This window comes from Haloarcula pellucida (assembly GCF_014647235.1).
Taxonomy (GTDB): Archaea; Halobacteriota; Halobacteria; order Halobacteriales; family Haloarculaceae; genus Haloarcula; species Haloarcula pellucida.
On sequence record NZ_BMOU01000001.1, the window covers coordinates 329,493 to 347,146 of the forward strand.

The following is a 17,654-nucleotide window of genomic DNA, read 5'->3' on the forward strand; positions in this document are numbered from 1 at the left end:
CCGGTTAATAACTCCTTCCAGGCGAACTACCCGGCATTAATCGCGGTTTCGCCAGAACGAATCGAGTTGGTCGGCGAGGAACGCCGGTGTCATGCGGGTGAACTCTGTGCGTTCGCCTTCCGGCAAAAAGGGATAGACGGAGTGGCGCGCGTCCGGCGTGTACCGCCGTCCGACGAACGCACGAACGCCGACCTCCTCGCTCCCGCGGATGACGCGACCGATGGCTTGGCGCGCGCGGCGGACGGCCGGGACGGTCAGCGCGTACTCGAAGGCGTTCTCGTCGCCGAAGGCGTCGCCGTAGGCCCGCTGGACCGCTCGGACCCGAGGTGAGCCGATGTTGACAAGCGGCACGCCGACGACGGCACAGGTCGACAGCTTCTCGCCGTCGTAGTCGACGCCTTCGGTCAGCGTCCCCCGGGTCGACGTGACCAGCACCTTCCCGTCACCGCCGAAGAACGCCTGTTTGCGGCGTTCGGTCGCCTCGTTGCTGGACGACTCGTCGACGACGACGGGTTTCTCGACGGCCTCCTGTAGATACGCCCCCGCCCAGCGCGCCTCCCGGTAGTTCGGCATCGCCACCATGACGTTGCCCGGCGAGCGAGCGATGGCCCGGAGCGCCTGTGCGTACTCGTCGCGGGTCGGGTTCCAGTTCTCGCCGAGCGGTTTCATCGCCTCGGGGTCGCCTCGATTGCGAGCGGTGAACGGCCGCGCGTCCACGAGGTACGACGCGCGGTTCGCTTGCGGGAACGGGAGGTCGTACGTCGTCGTCCGGACCGGGCGCGTCAGGTCGTCCGCGTCGTCGCCGTCGTCCGTCTCGGCCAACGCGTCCAGTCCAGAGACGCGCGTGAACACGCCGAGCGGTTCGAGCGTCGCACTCATCAGCACACCCCCGCCCAACTCGTCGAAGGCGTCCCGCAGCGCCATCGCCGGCATGCAGTTGTAGCAGAGCAGGCCCGCCGTGTAGACGACCTCGTAGTCGGCGTCGGTGCTCCGGGACTCCTTCGGCGAGTGTTCGAGTTCTATCTCCCGCAAAAACGTCGAGTGATCCCGCTCCCACCACTGTCCGGCGATGACGCCGACGGCGGCACACACCGGTTGGCGGGCCAGTCCGAGTTGGTCGATGGCGTCCTCGACGGCCGCCCCGATTTTCGACAGCGAGCGCCAGAGCTGTCCGTCGTACCCCTTCTTTTCGGCCCACTCGGTGAGTTCGTCCTGTTCGACGGTGTCGGGGTCCCGGAGCGGTATCTCTCGGTCGTGCTCGGGCAGTGTCTCGGGGTTCGCCCGCCATCCCTCGTGTTCCGCGTCGAGGAACGACGCCACGCGGTCGTCCAGCCACCGACCGAGGTCGTCGTAGAACTTCCGGGCGTGGTCGACCGCTTCGAGCGGTACCTCGCGGGCCGAGAGGATTTCCCGGACTTGTTGCTTGTGGTCGGCGCTCTGCTGGGCGCGCTGGACCAGCAGGTTACAGTCGTTGCGCGCCTGCGTGATGGTCTGCCTGCCCAGTCTATCGGAGAGCAGGTCCCGAACCCGCTCTTCGAGGCGGTGGGCCTCGTCGACGACGACGAACGTCTGGTCGTCGAGAATCGACGACAGCAGCGGTCGAGCGGTCGGGTCGAAGAGGTGATTGTAGTTGCCAACGACCACGTCGGCTTGCTCCAGCATCACGCCCATCACGCGATGCGGGCAGGTGCCCCGTTCGACCGCCGCCGGGAGGTAGTCCTCCAGCGTCACGACGTTGTTCGGTCCGGCCGAGAAGTCCACCGGAGACCCCTTGTTCCGTGCGTACCAGTCTGCCTCGAACGGGCAGTAGAGCGGCGGGTCGTCGCTCTCGGCCATCGATTCGGGTGCTGTGGGTTGCTCGGGGCGGTACGGTGAGGCCGCGCCCGCCGTCGAGAGCGTGTCCTCGCCGATTCGGGTCTGAGCGGTGGCGTCGGGTCTGGCGGCCGCGGCGAGGTTCTGGCCCTTGCGCGGGTCCCACCACTGGTCCTCGTCGTCGACGTCGGTCTGGATGGCCGTCTCGGCGACGGCGGCCCCGTCCGAGCGGCCGTCGTCCTCGACGAGTCTGGCCGTCGCCTCGCGCAGGTCCTCACAGCGGTCGTGGGTGCCCACGTCGTCGGGGAACTGGCCCTCCCGTCCGTACGGACAGAGGTCCGTCTTCCCGACCAGCGCGATGCCGTCGAACGGGTCCTCGACGCCGGCGTTCAGCGTGCGCAGGTCGTCGACGAACTGCTGTAACTGCTGTTTGACTGGCGTGACGACGACGACTCGCTCGTAGCGGTCGGTGTCCCGAACGAGGTGGGCCGCGGCGGTCAGCGCCGCCATCGTCTTGCCGGTGCCACAGGGTCCCTCCATCGCCAGAAAGCCACGCGATTTCCCGGCCTCGATGGCGCGCTCGACGGCGTCGGCTTGGTTCTCGTACGGTGCCTCGAAGCCGAAGTACTGCCGCCATGACTCGTCGCCTGACGAGGCCGTGTCCCGCATCGGCACAGGATTAGGCGGCCCGGTATTTGAACCGCCGGGTTCGCCGGTACCGGAGCGACATCACGCCTCGACCGCGGGCGACGCAGTGACCGCAGACAGGTCGAAAAACGGGCCGAGGACGACGCCGGACTACTCCGGTTGTCCGCCGTCCTCGATAGTGGTCGCCGCACCCGTCACAGAATCGGGCCGCCCTGTCGAGTTCGCACCGCTCACGTCGAATTTTGCCAGCAGCGACTGGAGGCGCTCGGCCTGCTCACTGAGCGATTCGACGTTGCCGCTGACCTCCGACATCGAGGCGGCCTGTTCCTCTGCGGCCGCGGACGCGGTCTCGGTCTCGTCGGCGGTCGTCCGACTGATATCGGCCACCTCTTCGACCATCGACACCGCTTCTTCCGTGCTCGCGGCCTGCTCGTCGGTCGTATTGCTTATCTCCTGGATGCCGCTGTCCGTCTTTTGGGCGTTCTCGGCGACGTCGGTGAACGCGTCGGCGACCTCCTCGACCGCCTCGGCGCTTTCTTCCATGTACCGCTCGGCCGCTCGGGCCTCTTCGACGGTCGTCTCCGTCTGGGACTGTGTCTCTTCGATGAGCTGTTCGATTTCCGTCGCGGACGTCTGCGTCTCTTCGGCTAACTGTTTGACTTCGTTGGCGACGACAGCGAAGCCGTCACCGCTCGTCGACTCGCCGCCGGAACCGGCCCGCGCGGCTTCGATGTTCGCGTTCAGCGCGAGCATGTTCGTCTGTTCGGCGATATCGCCGATGAGTTCGACGATGTCACCGATCTCGGCCATCTGTTCGTCGAGCCGTTCGACGTTCTCGAGCGTCGTATCGATGGCCGCCTGCACGTCCCGTGCGTCGTCGAGCGCTCGCGCTGCGGTCTGTTCACCGGTGTCGGCGATTTCGGTCGTCTCACTGGCCGCCTCGGAGACTGTCTCGGCCGACGCGGCGACTTCTTCGACCGTCGCTGATAGCTCCGTCATCTCGGCGGAGACGGTTTCGAGCATCTCGTATTGGTCGCTCGCCCCGCTGGCAATCTTCTGAATCGACCGACTCACCTCCTCACTCGCCTGCTTTCCCTCTTCCGTGCCGACGTTCGCCTCGTCGCTGGTGGCCGTGACTTCCGCTGCGAACGTCTGTATCTCTCGCATCGCCGATTCCGTCTCGGCCATCATCTCGTTGAACGACTCGGCGATTTGGGCCATGGCCTCGCTCTCGCTCTGGGCGTCCAGCCGGACGCTGAGGTCACCGTCGGCCGCCCGTGTCATGGCCGCACTGTAGGCGTCGGCTTTCGCTTCGAGGGCCTCGTTGGTTTGCTCGACGGCTCGCTGTTTGGCCTCGGCCTCGGCTTTCAGTTCCTCGGCTTCGGCCCTGGCCTCCTCTATTTCCGCCTGTTTGGCTTCGAGATCGGCTATCTCTTGACTCCTCTCCTGTGCTTGCTGGAGTCGCTCGTTTGCCTCTTCACGCGACCGCTCGGTCGAGTACCAGTGAGACATCAACGCGATGGCGAGCGCGAGGACGAACACCCCATGGATGAGGCCCCAGACCCACGGGTTGTTGATGGCGGCGGTATGGTTGTAGACGCGACTCGGATTGATCATCCCGAAGACGCCGTGTGTGAGCACGACGTATCCGATTCCGAGGGCGAACGGCACCCAGTCCTCGTAGACGGCGACGACGGCCATCCCGACGAAGAAGTGAAAGTGCGCCTCGATGTACCCGCCGGAGAAGTGAACGAGGACGACGGACGTCGAGAGGAGTCCTGTTGTGGCAAGCGCGGTCCGTAGCCGACGTGGGAGTCGCGAGACGGTCGAGACGGCAACGATAGCGACGATGAGACCGAGTTCGAGTAGGGCGGTAGACAGCGGAACCGACGGAATCGTCGCACCCGTGACGAGCGTCTCCGTCCCCTCGAACAGCCCGAGGAGCAGGAGAAACGGGACGTGTGCCAGCACGAGGCCGACGATTTTCCGGTGCCGACTCCGCCACGTCTCCGTGGGAATCGAGTCACCGCTCGGGGTGTACTTGACAAAATCCCGAAGCATCTGCATCCACCGATTCACACCGGGGACGCTGTCTTCGGATCTCGAAGTAGCGCCTGTCATACCTCTAGACTCGTTACAATTCGACAAAAGCGAATGGGGCGTGTTATCAATAATTGTAATCACACTACTAACCGGTCATCGTATACGGCGTCTCGCTGCGCTCGACTCGCCGGCCACGAAGAGCAGAACCACGATCATCATCGCCAGAAGCACCGCCGTGCCGTAGACGGGGACGCCCCGACGCTTCACGACGAACGGCGTTAGTCGTCGCTTTCCGCGCGCTGGCGGTCGCCCGTAGACTCCTCGTCCCCGAGCAGTTCCTCCCGGTGTTCGTCCAGCAGGGGAGCGCGACCACGGGGCCGAGGATTCGTCTCGGTCATCTTGATGGGGCTACCGGCGACAGTCATCTCGTCGTCGGCACCCGGTTGGGTGACGTCGGCGAGCATCTCCCGGGCGTGGACGTGCGGATCCTCGAATATCTCGCTGGTGTCTTGTACCGGGGCCACCGGGACGCGGCCGTCGAGGAGTTCCACGAGGTCGTCGGTCGTCTGCTGGCGGGTCCACTCGGCGATCTCGGCGCGCAACTGCTCGCGGTTACGGAGGCGGTCGGGCGTCGCCGGGTACGCCGCCGCGAGGTCGGGCCGGTCCATCGCCTCACAGAGCGTCTGCCAGTGGCGGTCGTTGAACGCCGCGACGACGACGTGGCCGTCGGCGGCCTCGAAGGCGTCGTAGGGGAACAGCGTCGGGTGGGAGTTCCCCTGTCGAGTCGGCGGTTCGCCGTCACAGGAGTACTGATAGACGGTCCGCTCGGCCAGCGACACCATCGCGTCGTACATCGCCGTGTCGACGTACTGCCCCTCGCCGGTCCGCTCCCGGTGATGGACGGCGGCGAGGATGCCGACGGCGTTCAGCGCCGCGGTGAAGATGTCGCCGACGCCCGGCCCCACCTTCGTCGGCGGGCCGTCCTCGGGGCCGGTTATCTCCATGACGCCGCCGAGCGCCTGCGCGATGAGGTCGAACGACGGCTGCCCTTGCCGATGTGTCTCGCCCGTACGCGGGTCGCCGAAGCCCCGAATCGAGGAGTAGATTAGCTGGGGATTGCGCTCGCGTAGAGTCTCGTAGCCGAGGTCGAACTTCTCCATCGTCCCGGCCTTGAAGTTCTCGACGACCACGTCGGCGTGGTCGACCAGCGAGAGGAACGCCTCGCGGTCCTCGTCGGTCCGCAGGTCCAGTTCCAGCGAGCGCTTGCCGCGGTTGACACTCTGGAAGTAGCCGCCGTAGGCCTCCGCCTCGGGGTCGTCGACGAACGGCGGGTTCGAGCGAATCATGTCCCCGCCGGGTCGCTCGACCTTTACCACGTCCGCGCCCATGTCCGCGAGCAGCATCGTGCAGTACGGTCCGGACAGGACCTGCGTCAGGTCGATCACCCGCAGGTCGGCAAGCGCACCCATGGCGAATCCGACAGCCGGCGACGTGATAAATCTTGGTGATAAATCATTATATATTCTCTAGGGACGTATTATCATGAAAGACCATTAAGTTTATACCGCCGCCGCGACCAGAGTGTCGTACATGCCCCGGACCGTCATTCTCGGCGTGATTGGATCCGACGCCCACGTCGTCGGTATCACGATTCTCGAGCAGGCGCTCTCGGCCGCTGGCTTCGAGGTCGTCAACCTCGGCGTCCAGACCTCACAGGCCGAGTTCGCCGACGCTGCGAAAGCTCACGGCGCCGAGGCTGTACTGGTCTCCTCGCTGTACGGGCACGCCCGGCAGGACTGTGAGGGGTTCCACGACCTATTGGACTCCGAAGGGCTCGACGTCCTGACGTACGTCGGCGGCAACCTCGCCGTCGGGCAGGACGACTTCGAGTCCACGCGCGAGACGTTCCGCGAGATGGGCTTCGACCGGGTCTTCGACGCGGAGACCGACCCCGAAGACGCCATCGCGGACCTCCGCAGGGACCTCAACCTCACGACCACCGAGGGCGAGCAGGTCAGGGTCGATAGCTGACCATGCTCACGGACACGAAGCTCGACGCCGACGAGCTACAGCACATCGCGAACGACTTGCGGGACAACTGGCACACAGGCCGACAGGTCGACTTCGAGGAGGCTATCGTCTTCCACGAGTCCCTTCCCGCGAGCAAGCAGTTCGCGCCCGTCCTCGAATCCGCAGACAGACCACTGCTACAGCCCCGTGCCGGCGTTCCCCTGCTCGAAGACCAGATAGACCTCCTCCGTTACCTCCAAGAAGAGGGTGGTGCCGACCTGTTACCCACCACTATCGACTCGTACACGCGCGACAACCAGTACGAGAAGGCGGAGGAAGGCCTCGCAGCCTCTCGAAACGGTGACACGGACGAACTCAACGGCTTCCCCGCGGTGAACCACGGCGTCGAGGACTGTCGCCGACTCATCCGCGCACTGGACGCCCCGATCGAGGTGCGCCACGGCACGCCGGACGCCCGCCTGCTGGCGATGGTCACCCTCGCCGGTGGGTTCCAGTCCTTCGAGGGAGGCCCCATCTCCTACAACATCCCCTACACGAAACGGCACGACTTGGCGACGACAATCGAACACTGGCAGTTCGTCGACCGGCTCTGTGGTGCCTACACCGAGCGCGGCGTCACCATCAACCGCGAACCGTTCGGCCCGCTGACCGGGACCCTCGTCCCGCCGTGTATCGCCATCGCGGTGATGCTCGTGGAGGGCCAACTCGCCGCGACACAGGGTGTCCGCTCGATTACGCTGGGCTACGGACAGGTCGGCAACGTCGTACAGGACGTCGCCGCGCTCCGAGCCTTGCGGAAACTCGGCGAGGAGTTCCTGCCAGACTCGGTGACCGTCACCACCGTCTTCCACGAGTGGATGGGCGGGTTCCCGCCGGACGAGGCCCGCGCCAACGGCGTCATCAGCCTCGGCGGCGCGACGGCCGCCGTCGCCAAACCGGACAAGGTCATCACGAAGTCCCCACAGGAGTTCCAGGGCGTCCCGACGAAGGAGGCCAACGCCTCCGGCTTGCGCACTACTAGACAGCTCATCGATATGATGATAGAGCAAGACATCGACCTCAACGGTATCGCCGAGGAACGAGAACTCATCGAGCGTGCGACCCGCCACCTGATGGACGCCATCTACGAGGCCGGCGACGGCGACGTCGCACAGGGGGTCATCGAGGCGTTCGACTCCGGCGCGATGGACGTCCCGTTCGCGCCGAGCGACGCCGCCGCCGGTGCGGTCCTCCCGGCCCGTGACGACGACGGCCGGGTGCGCATCTTCGAGTTCGCGGACCTCGCTCTCCCCGACGACATCAAGGAGACCCACAAGGCCAGACTGGGCGAACGCGCCCGCACGGAGGGCCGTGACCAGTCGTTCCGGATGGTCGCCGACGACGTCGACGCCATCAGCGACGGGAAACTCATCGGGCGACCGAGCGGCAAACAGGGAGGTGCCAGCGATGCGGATTGAGGAAATCCGTGCGGTGCCGGGCCTCTCCGGGTTCTTCTTCGACGACCAGCGCGCTATCAAAGACGGCGCAACCCAGCGGGGCTTTGCCTACGACGGCCAACCGAAGACCGACGGGTTCGAGCGAGTGCGCGAGGCCGGCGAGTGTCTCATCGTGGAACTCGAACTCGCCGACGGCTCCGTCGTCACGGGCGATTGTGCCGCCGTCCAGTACTCCGGCGCGGGCGGTCGGGACCCGCTCTTTCGGGCCAGCGAATACCGCCCGGTCGTCGAGGGGAGCGTCGCCGACACGCTCCGGGGCCGGGACGCGACCCTGTTCCGGGAGAACGCGGAGGCGCTGGAGGCTATCGACCCAGCGCGCTCGGGCGGCGACCGCCTCCACACGGCGGTCCGCTACGGCGTCTCGCAGGCGCTCCTGAACGCCGCCGCTCGCGCCCGGGGGCAGACACCGACGGCCGTCCTCGCGGCGGCCTACGACACCGACCCGGCGACGACGCCCGTCCCGGTGTTCGGCCAGTCGGGCGACGAACGGCGGACCAACGCCGAGAAGATGCTCATCAAGGGCGTCCCCGTCCTCCCCCACGGCCTGTTCAACAGCGTCGAGAAGGTGGGTGAGGACGGCGAGGGCCTGCGCGAGTATCTCGCGTGGCTCTCCGACAGAGCGGCCGAACTCGGCCCCGAGAACTACGCGCCGCGGTTCCACGTCGACGTCTACGGCATCCTCGGGAAGGTGTTCGGCCCGCCGTACGACCGCACCGAGGTCACCGACTACTTCGAGACGCTCCGGGAGGCCGCCGCGCCGTACCCCCTCCAGGTCGAGGGACCGATGGACGCCGGCGGCCGTACCGCGCAAATCGAGCAGATGGCCGAGTTGCGCGACGGGTTAGCCGACGCGGGTGTCGACGTCGACGTCGTTGCCGACGAGTGGTGCAACACCTTCGAGGACGTGCGGGCGTTCGTCGACGCGGGCGCGGCCGACGTGGTGCAGGTGAAGACGCCGGACCTCGGCGGCGTCCAGCGCTCCGCAGAGGCCGTGCTGTACTGCGACGGCACGGACACCCGCGCGTACCTCGGCGGGACCTGCAACGAGACAGTCACCTCGGCGCGGGCCTGCGCCCACGTCGCACTCGCCACCGATGCCGCACAGGTCCTCGCCAAGCCCGGCATGGGCTTCGACGAGGGGTTCATGGTCGTCACCAACGAGATGCGACGGGCGCTCGCTCGGGCGGACGCAGCGCCCACCGGGAGCGAGTCCGCCGGAGGGCCGAGCGGCGGTAGCCGCGAGGCGTGGCGGCCGACGGGAGGGGCAGGCCGATGACTGACTGGAGCGACCCCGACGCCATCGACTGTTCGGACGGGGCGACGTTCGACGCCCTGTTGGACCGGGCCGACACCCGCGAGAAGGGCCACTACTTCGAGTTCTTCGCGGAGGGCGACGAACTCACCCACGACCCCGGACTCCGCCTCTCCCAACACGGTAGCGAGCAGTGGATGGGCCAGACGCTGAACCACGACCCGGCGTACTGGCGCTCCGACACGGCCCGCGAACGCGGGTTCGAGGACGTGCCCGTCCACCCTGACTACCTGCTGGCCTGCGTGATGGGTATCACCGTCGAGGACCTCTCGGAGAAGGGCGGCTACTTCCTCGGGCGCACCGACGTCGAGTTCCACCGGTCCGCACGGCCGGGCACCGAACTCGCCGTCACCTCTCGCGTCGTCGACACGCGGACCTCCTCGTCCCGGCCGGCCTACGGCATCGTGACGTGGGCGACGGAAGGCCGCGACCGCGAGACGGGCGAGACGCTCGTCTCCTACCAGCGGACGAACATGATTCCGCGCCGGGAGCCGGCGGCGACGGACGGCGGCGGGGAGGCCACTGGCCGTCCCGACGACCCGGATGGCGGGCCGGACCTGCCCGAGACACTACTCGCGCCCGAGGGCGGTCGTTTCGAGGACTTCCGTGACGCCCTCGACGACGCCGAGGCGGAGAGCGCCGCCGTCGCCTACCGTCACGAGCGCGGCCGGACGATGGACGACCAGTTGGTCGCGGGCCTGCCGCTGGCGACGCTCAACACCGCCCGTCAGCACCACAACCGCGACGAGATGGCCGACTCGCCCTCGGGCGACATCGTCGCCTACGGCGACGTGACGCGCTCTATCGCACTCGCACACGCTCGCTCGGACGAGGCCACCTACCGCGAACGCCGCTTCGCGGACGAGCGGTTCCACTCGTTCGTCACGCTCGGCGATACGATATACGGCTTCACCCGCGTCCTCGACTGTGACGGCGACGCCGGCCCCGAGGCGGTCGGTGCGGTCACGTTCGAACACGTCGCGTTCAATCAGGACAACACCCCGGTCTACAGCGGCCGGCGAACCGCACTCGTTCAGCGATACCAATGACAGACACACGACTCTGCCGCACGTTCCAGACCGCACCCGCTGCCGTCCCGCGTGACGACAGCGCGAAGTTCCTCGAATCCGGCCTCACCAGCGAGGGGTTCAACACGCCGGACTGGCTGGTGCCTGACATCGAGGACGGCACCGCACCGTCGATGAAGGAGGAGGCCGTCGACAACATCGTCGAGCGCGTCCCCGACCACGCCCCCGACTTCGCCGGGAAGATTCTCCCGCGCGTCGAGTGGGCCTACGACGGCGCGCAGTTCCGCGAGCGCGGGACCGAGCAGGTCCGCCGCCTCGCCAGCGAGGTGGGCGAGCATCTCGACGGCGTCGTCTTCCCGAAGGTCGGCCGCCTCGACGACGTGCGCGAGGCCGCCGGGGTGCTGGCCGACGCCGAACGCGAGGCGGGTCTGGGGGACGAGACGCTGGAGATGGCCATCATTCTGGAGACGGCGGCCGCCCGCTCGGACCTCCGGGAGATCTGCCAGTTCGCCACCGACTCCCGACTCTCGGGCATCGTCTTCGGCCCCGTCGACTACACGGCGGAACTGGGCGGCCGGGCGATGCACGGCGAGCGACCGCGCTGGGACGGGCTACTCGAAGCGATGTCCAACGAGACGAGCGCCGCGGGCATCGTCTCCATCGGCGGCCCGTTCGACCAGTTGTTCCACGAACGCGCCGGCGTCACCTACTACAACGCCGAGGGGTACGCCGACCAGGTCGAACACGAGGCGACCATCGGCATCGACGGGTCGTGGTCGCTCCACCCCAAACAGACCGCGCAGGCCAACCGCATCCACATGCCCAGTACCGAGGAACTGGACCGGGACCTCTCGAAGATAGAGGCGTTCAACGACGCCAAACGCGAGGGCACCGGTGCCGTCGTCGTCGACGGGCAGATGGTCGACGAAGCGACGTACAAGAACTTCGCCAACACGGTCCTGACGGTGCGAGCCATCGACGAGGCCCACCCGGACCAGACCGGCGAGTACTACGACGACAGTCTGTTGGAGCGCGCACTCGACGTGGACCTCGTCTTCAACTGACCGGCGGCGGACCAATCTTCAAGCCCGTCCAGCCCCTTTAGCCGTCGATGAACGCCATCGAGGTGGACGGACTGACGCGACGGTACGGCGACCTCGTGGCCGTCGACGACGTCTCTTTCTCGGTCGCCGAGGGCGAGATTCTCGGCTTGCTCGGCCCCAACGGGGCCGGGAAGTCCACGCTCGTCAACACGCTCTGTACGCTGCTCAGACCGAGCGAGGGGACCGCTCGCGTCGCCGGCCACGACGTGGTCGCCGACCCCGGCGGCGTCCGGTCGAGCATCGGCGTCGTGTTTCAGGAACCCGCTCTGGACGAGGAACTGACCGGGCGGGAGAACCTCCGCTTTCACGCCCGTCTGTACGGCATTCGCAAGCAGCGTCGCCGGGAGCGGACGGCGACGGTGCTGGACCTCGTGGACCTCGCCGACGACGCCGACAAGCCCGTCGGCGAGTACTCCGGCGGGATGGCGAGACGGCTGGAACTCGCCCGCGGCCTCCTCCACGAACCGGCGGTCCTCTTTCTGGACGAACCGACCGTGGGACTGGACGCGGGGACGCGCAAGACCGTCCGGGAGTACGTCGCTCGCCTGAACCGCGAGGCCGGCGTCACCGTCGTGCTGACGACCCACTACATGGAGGAGGCCGACGCCCTATGCGACCGGGTCGCTATCGTCGACGACGGCAGCGTCGTCGCACTCGACGCGCCCGACGCGTTGAAAGACGGACTGGGCGGTGACGTGATACGGCTCGGGACCGACGGCCCGGCGGCCGTCGAGCGGGCGGTCGGCGACGCGCCGTGGGTCCGGTCGGTGACCCGGACTGGTGACGGCCTCGACGTGGGCGTCGACGACGGCGAGCGTCGGGTCGCGGCGCTCGTCACCGCCGCCAGCGAGGTGGCCGGCGTCTCGACCGTCTCCGTCGACCGCCCGACGCTCGAACGCGTGTTCCTCTCGCTGACGGGCCGCACCGTCGAAGCGGCCGACGAGACGGGCCCTGGTGTCGCCGTGGCGGCAGAGACGGAGGCCGACGATGACTGACGGATCCGGCCGACTCGGCCGGGAGGCCGTCGCCGTCTACGGGCTCTGGAAGCGCGACCTCGTGCGGTTCTGGCGGGCCAAGAGCCGCGTCGTCGGCCTCTTGTTGGGCCCCTTCTTCATCCTCGTGTTCTTCGGCTTCGGGTTCAGCGACGCCCGCTTCGGGTCGATTCCGTCGTCGCTGTCGTATCTGGAGTACCTCGTGCCGGGCATCCTCGGCTTTACGATGCTGTTCTCGGCGTCGTTCACCGGGCTGGCGGTGCTCTCGGACCGGGAAGTCGGCTTCCTGAAGGAGATTCTGGTCGCGCCGGTGAGTCGTACCGCCGTCGTCGTCGGCCGCATCGCCGGCGGTGCGACGACCACGATGCTGCAAGCACTGCTCATCCTCGTGCTGGCGGTGCCGCTCGGGTTCCGACCGGTGTCGCTCGTCGGCGTCGGCGTCGCCGTCGTCTTCCTCGTCCTCGTCGCCGCGACGTTCATCGGCCTCGGACTGGCGATGGCCTCGCAGTTCAAGGACACGCAGGGGTACAACCTCATCGTCAACTTCGCGCTCTTTCCGCTGGCCTTCCTCTCGGGGGCGTTCTACCCCCTCTCGAACCTGCCCGCGCCCCTCCAAGTCGTCGGCTACCTCAATCCGCTCACTTACGGTGTCGACGGCCTCCGAGGGGCGCTGGTGGGCTACTCCGAGCGAGCGCTCGTCGTCGACTTCGGCGCGATGGTGATCGCCGCCGTCCTGACGGTGGCACTCGGCGCGGCGCTGTTCCGGCGGGTCGAGGCCGTCTGACCTACTCGAAGAACGCCGCCAGTCGCTCGGCCGCCTCCTCGATGCGTGGCGTTACCAGTGCGAACCGTATCCAGTCCGACCGCGACTCGCCGAAGGCCTCGCCGGGCATCCCGGCGACGCCGGCGTCGTCGATAAGTTCGTAGACGTTCGCGAAACTGCCGGCGAACTCCGGGAAGCGAGCCATCACGTAGAACCCGCCCTCGGGTCGATTGTACTCCGCACCGGCGGCGTCCAGTGCCCCACAGAACGTATCGATGCGTCGTTCGAGCCGTCGGCGGCACTTCGCGTAGTACTCCGGCGAGGTGGTCCGTAAGGCTCGCTCGACGGCGTACTGGGCGGGGCGACTCCCGCTGACGTTGGTCAGCATGTGTCGTGTGCCGGCGCGGTCGACGAGATCACCGGCCGGGCCGTCGGGCGACGGGAAGACGGCGTAGCCGACCCGGAACCCGGTGATAGCCATCGACTTCGAGAAGGAGTTGGTCGCGACGACGTTCGGCGAGTCCTGTTCCAGTGCCGACGTGAACCGGCCGGCGTAGTCGAAGTGGTCGTACACCTCGTCGCTGACGAGGAGGGCGTCGTACTCCTCGGCGATTGCGACGAACTCGGCCATGGCGTCGGCGCCGTACACCGCGCCGGTCGGGTTGTTCGGCGAGTTGACGACGACGACGCTCGTCTCCTCGCTGGCGGCGGCTCTGACCGCATCGGGGTCGAGGTGGCCGTCCTCGTCGACGGAGACGATCGTCGTCTCGGCATCGAGGAAGCTCGCACGGCCGGCGTAGTAGGGATAGACGGGGTCGGTCAGCAGAATCTCGTCGCCGGGGAAGTGGTCCATGCCGCCGGTCATCGCGAGGTGGTTGGCCTCGCCCGCGCCGTTGGTGACGACGACCCGCGATACGTCGACCCCGCGTCTGGCGGCTATCTCCTCACGAAGGGACTTGAGGCCGCGACTGGGGGCGTACTGGAACGCGTCGGCGTCGGCCTCGGCGTAGTCTCGCAGACCGTCCCGGACCCCCTCGGGCGGGTCCCAGTCGGGGTTGCCCGAGACCATGTCGACCACGTCTCGGTCGGCCCGGGCCGCGTACTGCATCACCCGGAAAAACTGTGGCGTCTCGTAGTCCATACCGTCGCTCGACGCTCCGCGGCCGTCTTTCTTTCCGTTACTGCCTGACGTAGAGGGTCAGCACGCCGAGCGCGAGGAGCAACAACCCCCACAGGAGGTCCGACCCGGGCAGGAACCCGAGGACGAGCGTCACGATACCGGAGGAGACGAGCGACCAACCGAGCGTGGTCTGGTAGGCCATACGACGTGTTGGTGACAGAGACAGAAAGGTTCGGGGCCGACGACTGAACGCTTATTCCCGGCCGCGTACAACGACCGGCTATGACCGACGACGAGACACCTATCGAGGAGCGCGTCGGCGACGTACTCCGGGACCGAGAGGAGACAGTCGCCGTCGCCGAGTCCTGCACCGGCGGCCTCGTCGGGTCGCTGTTGACCGACGTTCCGGGCTCTAGCGACTACTTCGACCGCTCCATCGTCTCGTACTCCTATCGCGCGAAACAGGAACTGCTGGCCGTCTCTCGCGAGGCACTCGACGCCCACGGTGCTGTCTCCGAACCCGTCGCCCGCGAGATGGCCCAAGCGGTCAGAGACACCGCGGGGGCCGACTGGGGCGTCGCGACGACGGGCGTCGCCGGTCCCACCGGTGGCTCTCCGGAGACGCCGGTCGGCACCGTCTACATCGCCGTCGCGCACGCCGCGCCGTGGGAGACGAACGACTCCGACTGTACAGTCGCTCACTACGAGTTCGACGGGTCACGAACCGAGGTCAAACACCGTATCGCCAGACAGGCGCTCACGGACCTGTTAGCCGCCACACAGGAGGAGTAGCAAAACCTATCGGACGGCCGGCCATCGGACCGCGTAGATGAATAAACGCGGGCACGTTCTGAACGCGGTCCTGCTGAGCATCGGGCTGGGGTACGTCCTCGACCCCTCCGGGGACGTCTCGACGTTCGCGACCATCGCGGAGGTGTTCCTCCCGGTGGTGCTGGGAGCGCTGTTTCCCGACGTCGACACGGCTTTCGGCAAACACCGGAAGACGCTGCACAACCTCCCGGTCCTGCTACTCTTTCTCGCACACCCAATCTACCACGGCGGAAACCTCCAGTGGGTGTGGCTCGGCGTGCTGACCCACTACGTCCTCGACTATCTGGGGTCGCGGCGGGGTATCGCCCTGTTCTACCCGCTCTCGGACACGGAGTACGGCTTCCCGTCCGGCGTCACGACGTCTAGCGACCGGGCCGAGATAGTCACGGTGGCCATCACCGTCTTCGAGCTCGCGGCTATCGCGGTACTGGTCCACGTCCTGCCGCAGTACCTCCCGCCGGAAGTGACACGGGCGCTCGCCGAGAGCACGGCGCTCGTCGCCTAGTACACCTTGATGTCGTCGAACTTCCCGTCGTAGGCGACGTGGTCCGGGTGGGTCGGTGCCGTCCCCTGCAACATCACCCGGTCGAACTTCTCCCAACTGTTCTCGTACCCTAAGTGTGCGAACTCCAGCCCGCGGCGGAGCGTGTGGCGCAGACCGTCGCGGTGGACGATTCGGCGTGGGACCTCGTCTCGCAGGGCCCGTGCCAATCCGTCGGCCGTCTGCAAGGCCTCGTCGAACGCCGTCCACGCCTCGCCGATGCTCCCGTGGAGGTGCGCGTACGAGGAGGCGAACGTCGGCAGGTCCGTCTCGCGGGCGAACCGCCGCGCACGCCGGTTGTGGTGTGGGAGGTGTTTCGGGTTGTACACTTCCACGGCGTCGATGACACTGGCGTACGTCCGCAGTTCCTCGATGCCGAGGCTCACGCTCAGGAACCCGGGATGCGGGACCAAGACGGCGGCGTCCTGTCGCTCTAGCTCGGCCATCGTCCCGTCGAGGGTCAGAAAGTCCGGGACCTGCTCGTCGAGGCCGACGGCGAGGACGTGCCGGCGACGCTGCCACGTCCCCGTAAACAGCTCTCGACCCGGGATGACGGTCAACTCGTCGTCGGAGAACCGTTCGGCTTTCGCACGGATGTCCGGCAACCGCGTGAAGTGTGGGGCGTACACGAGGGCGTCGAGTCCCCGTGCCTTCGCTCGCTGGACGACACGCTCGTCCAGAATCTTGACGTGTAGGTCGACGTGGAACCCCTCACTCGTCACGGCTTTCGCTATCCCGGTGTCACAATTAGAGGTTTCCATTTACCGGAGTCGCCCGTCGTCGTGGCGAACGCTTTTGGTGTCGCACGGCCTGCCTCTCAGCAATGCCACGCTGGGAGTGCGCTATCGAGGGCGACGACAGCCAGTTCGACCGCGTCGAAGACCTCATCGTCCACCAATCGACCGAACACGACCGCGTCTCGTGTAAGGTGTGTGGGACCGTCGTCCCCGACGGCTACTTCGCCATCAAGCACGCCTTCGACGAACACTCACGCGCGGAGTACGTCCGCGCCTACGACGCCTCTGCCGCGGAGGTCCGCCGCCGTGAGAACATCAAGGAATCCGTCGAGGCCACGGCCGACATGAGCGAGGTCATCGACCGACTCGAAGGCTAACGACCGATTTGTATTCTGTCGGGTTTCCTCGGCCGCCTTCGACGGTCTGTTTGGAGCCCTTCTCGCAAAAACGCTGGAACAACCGCCGCTGACTCGCGTCGCTCGTCGACAGTGACCCGGCGGCGTCGCCGCCGGACGTTCGCTTACCGCTCCTCGGAGTCGAGGACGCGAATCTGGTCACCACGCACGGTGACCGGAATCGGGACCGTCGCCTCGTACAGTTCGACAGTGACCTGGTCCTTGCCCTCGTCGATACGCTGGACCTGGGCCTTCTCGCCTTTGAACGGCCCGGCGATGAGTTCGACGATGTCCCCTTCGGCGATACCCTCGACGTCGGGTTTCGGCGAGAGGAAGTGTTCGACCTCCGCGATGGAGGACTCGCCTTGCACGACGCCGTTGGCGTGTGGAATCTCGTCTAAGATACGGTCGAAGACGGCGTGGTCGTCGGCCTCGACCATCACGTAACTCGTCAGCGAGTCCGGGGCCAGCGCCGCGTGGATGTCCGGTTCCTCGCGGTTGATGATCATGTCCGCGACGGTGCGTTCCTGGCTCGCCGTCGTCTTGACTGCGTAGATACCCATCTGTTTACACCGGTTTGCTGCCGGGGACGAAGGTCATTATGGCGAAGATGATGAAGCCGACGAGGCCGACGAGCATGATGCCGGCACCGGCAATCTTTGCGATCTGCGAGAACTCCTCCCAGGACGGCGTACTCGCCAGTTTGAGTACGCGAACGTAGGAGGTGAGGTCGTACGGGACGTCCATACCGAGGCGTACCCACTGGTGGCTTTTCTATATTGTGGTGCGCGACGGCCTGCGG

At 67.0% G+C, this 17,654-nt stretch carries 18 protein-coding genes; 10 read left to right on the forward strand and 8 right to left on the reverse strand.

Going from position 1 to position 17,654, the window contains the following annotated elements:
• Positions 1–36: 36 nt before the first annotated feature.
• From IEY28_RS01770 to mct, 3 genes are all read right to left on the reverse strand, one after another.
• Positions 37–2,481, reverse strand: coding sequence for an ATP-dependent DNA helicase (locus IEY28_RS01770; RefSeq protein ID WP_188993980.1), 2,445 nt, complete (start codon positions 2,479–2,481; stop codon positions 37–39).
• 129 nt (positions 2,482–2,610) lie between these two features.
• Positions 2,611–4,581 (reverse strand): methyl-accepting chemotaxis protein, encoded by a 1,971-nt coding sequence (locus IEY28_RS01775; RefSeq protein ID WP_188993982.1) that lies wholly within the window; start codon positions 4,579–4,581, stop codon positions 2,611–2,613.
• Positions 4,582–4,781: 200 nt separating this feature from the next.
• A complete protein-coding gene (mct, locus tag IEY28_RS01780) occupies positions 4,782–5,972 on the reverse strand; it encodes a succinyl-CoA:mesaconate CoA-transferase (RefSeq protein ID WP_188993984.1) in 1,191 nt (396 codons plus the stop codon).
• A 121-nt stretch (positions 5,973–6,093) separates the two neighbouring features.
• Here mct and glmS point away from each other — a divergent pair, with 121 nt between their 5' ends.
• Genes glmS through IEY28_RS01815 form a run of 7 tightly spaced genes read left to right on the forward strand, consistent with a single transcriptional unit; the run spans position 6,094 to position 13,249 of the window.
• Positions 6,094–6,534: a methylaspartate mutase subunit S gene (gene glmS, locus IEY28_RS01785; protein WP_188993987.1), complete on the forward strand. Its 441-nt coding sequence runs from the start codon at positions 6,094–6,096 to the stop codon at positions 6,532–6,534.
• 2 nt (positions 6,535–6,536) lie between these two features.
• Positions 6,537–7,991, forward strand: coding sequence for a methylaspartate mutase subunit E (locus IEY28_RS01790; RefSeq protein WP_166968980.1), 1,455 nt, complete (start codon positions 6,537–6,539; stop codon positions 7,989–7,991).
• Complete coding sequence (locus tag IEY28_RS01795; protein ID WP_188993989.1) at positions 7,981–9,306, forward strand: methylaspartate ammonia-lyase; 1,326 nt, start codon at positions 7,981–7,983, stop codon at positions 9,304–9,306. Before IEY28_RS01790 ends, IEY28_RS01795 begins: the two co-directional genes overlap by 11 nt.
• Entirely contained in the window at positions 9,303–10,391 is a 1,089-nt protein-coding gene (mch, locus tag IEY28_RS01800; protein ID WP_188993991.1) for a 2-methylfumaryl-CoA hydratase, read from the forward strand. The genes IEY28_RS01795 and mch overlap by 4 nt, the downstream gene beginning before the upstream one ends.
• Entirely contained in the window at positions 10,388–11,434 is a 1,047-nt protein-coding gene (gene citE / locus IEY28_RS01805; protein WP_188993993.1) for an L-malyl-CoA/beta-methylmalyl-CoA lyase, read from the forward strand. Before mch ends, citE begins: the two co-directional genes overlap by 4 nt.
• 47 nt (positions 11,435–11,481) lie before the next feature.
• Entirely contained in the window at positions 11,482–12,468 is a 987-nt protein-coding gene (locus IEY28_RS01810) for an ATP-binding cassette domain-containing protein (protein ID WP_188993995.1), read from the forward strand.
• Entirely contained in the window at positions 12,461–13,249 is a 789-nt protein-coding gene (locus tag IEY28_RS01815; RefSeq protein ID WP_188993997.1) for an ABC transporter permease, read from the forward strand. The genes IEY28_RS01810 and IEY28_RS01815 overlap by 8 nt, the downstream gene beginning before the upstream one ends.
• A 1-nt stretch (position 13,250) precedes the next feature.
• Here IEY28_RS01815 and IEY28_RS01820 read toward each other — a convergent pair whose 3' ends face one another.
• Together IEY28_RS01820 and IEY28_RS01825 are read right to left on the reverse strand one after the other, a co-directional pair.
• Positions 13,251–14,369: a pyridoxal phosphate-dependent aminotransferase gene (locus IEY28_RS01820; protein ID WP_188994000.1), complete on the reverse strand. Its 1,119-nt coding sequence runs from the start codon at positions 14,367–14,369 to the stop codon at positions 13,251–13,253.
• A gap of 37 nt (positions 14,370–14,406) precedes the next feature.
• On the reverse strand, positions 14,407–14,550 hold the full coding sequence (locus IEY28_RS01825) for a hypothetical protein (protein WP_188994002.1): 144 nt from the start codon (positions 14,548–14,550) through the stop codon (positions 14,407–14,409).
• Positions 14,551–14,630: 80 nt separating this feature from the next.
• Here IEY28_RS01825 and IEY28_RS01830 point away from each other — a divergent pair, with 80 nt between their 5' ends.
• Positions 14,631–15,140, forward strand: a complete 510-nt coding sequence (locus IEY28_RS01830; protein ID WP_188994004.1) for a CinA family protein — start codon at positions 14,631–14,633, stop codon at positions 15,138–15,140.
• Positions 15,141–15,177: 37 nt separating this feature from the next.
• Entirely contained in the window at positions 15,178–15,684 is a 507-nt protein-coding gene (locus IEY28_RS01835; RefSeq protein WP_188994006.1) for a metal-dependent hydrolase, read from the forward strand.
• Here the strand turns inward: IEY28_RS01835 and IEY28_RS01840 are convergent.
• The gene (locus IEY28_RS01840) at positions 15,681–16,442 is read right to left on the reverse strand and encodes a PHP domain-containing protein (RefSeq protein ID WP_188994008.1); all 762 of its coding nucleotides are present in this window, start codon (positions 16,440–16,442) and stop codon (positions 15,681–15,683) included. The two genes, IEY28_RS01835 and IEY28_RS01840, sit on opposite strands and share 4 nt — an antisense overlap.
• 101 nt (positions 16,443–16,543) lie before the next feature.
• On the opposite strand from IEY28_RS01840, the gene IEY28_RS01845 reads away from it, so the two are divergent.
• Positions 16,544–16,834 carry a DUF7565 family protein gene (locus IEY28_RS01845; RefSeq protein ID WP_166969028.1) on the forward strand — a complete coding sequence of 97 codons (291 nt, stop codon included), beginning with the start codon at positions 16,544–16,546 and terminating at the stop codon, positions 16,832–16,834.
• A gap of 143 nt (positions 16,835–16,977) precedes the next feature.
• On the opposite strand, the gene IEY28_RS01850 is transcribed toward IEY28_RS01845, so the two are convergent.
• Together IEY28_RS01850 and IEY28_RS01855 are read right to left on the reverse strand one after the other, a co-directional pair.
• A complete protein-coding gene (locus tag IEY28_RS01850) occupies positions 16,978–17,415 on the reverse strand; it encodes a transcription elongation factor Spt5 (RefSeq protein ID WP_166969030.1) in 438 nt (145 codons plus the stop codon).
• 4 nt (positions 17,416–17,419) lie between these two features.
• Complete coding sequence (locus IEY28_RS01855) at positions 17,420–17,599, reverse strand: protein translocase SEC61 complex subunit gamma (RefSeq protein WP_166969032.1); 180 nt, start codon at positions 17,597–17,599, stop codon at positions 17,420–17,422.
• Positions 17,600–17,654 lie beyond the last annotated feature (55 nt).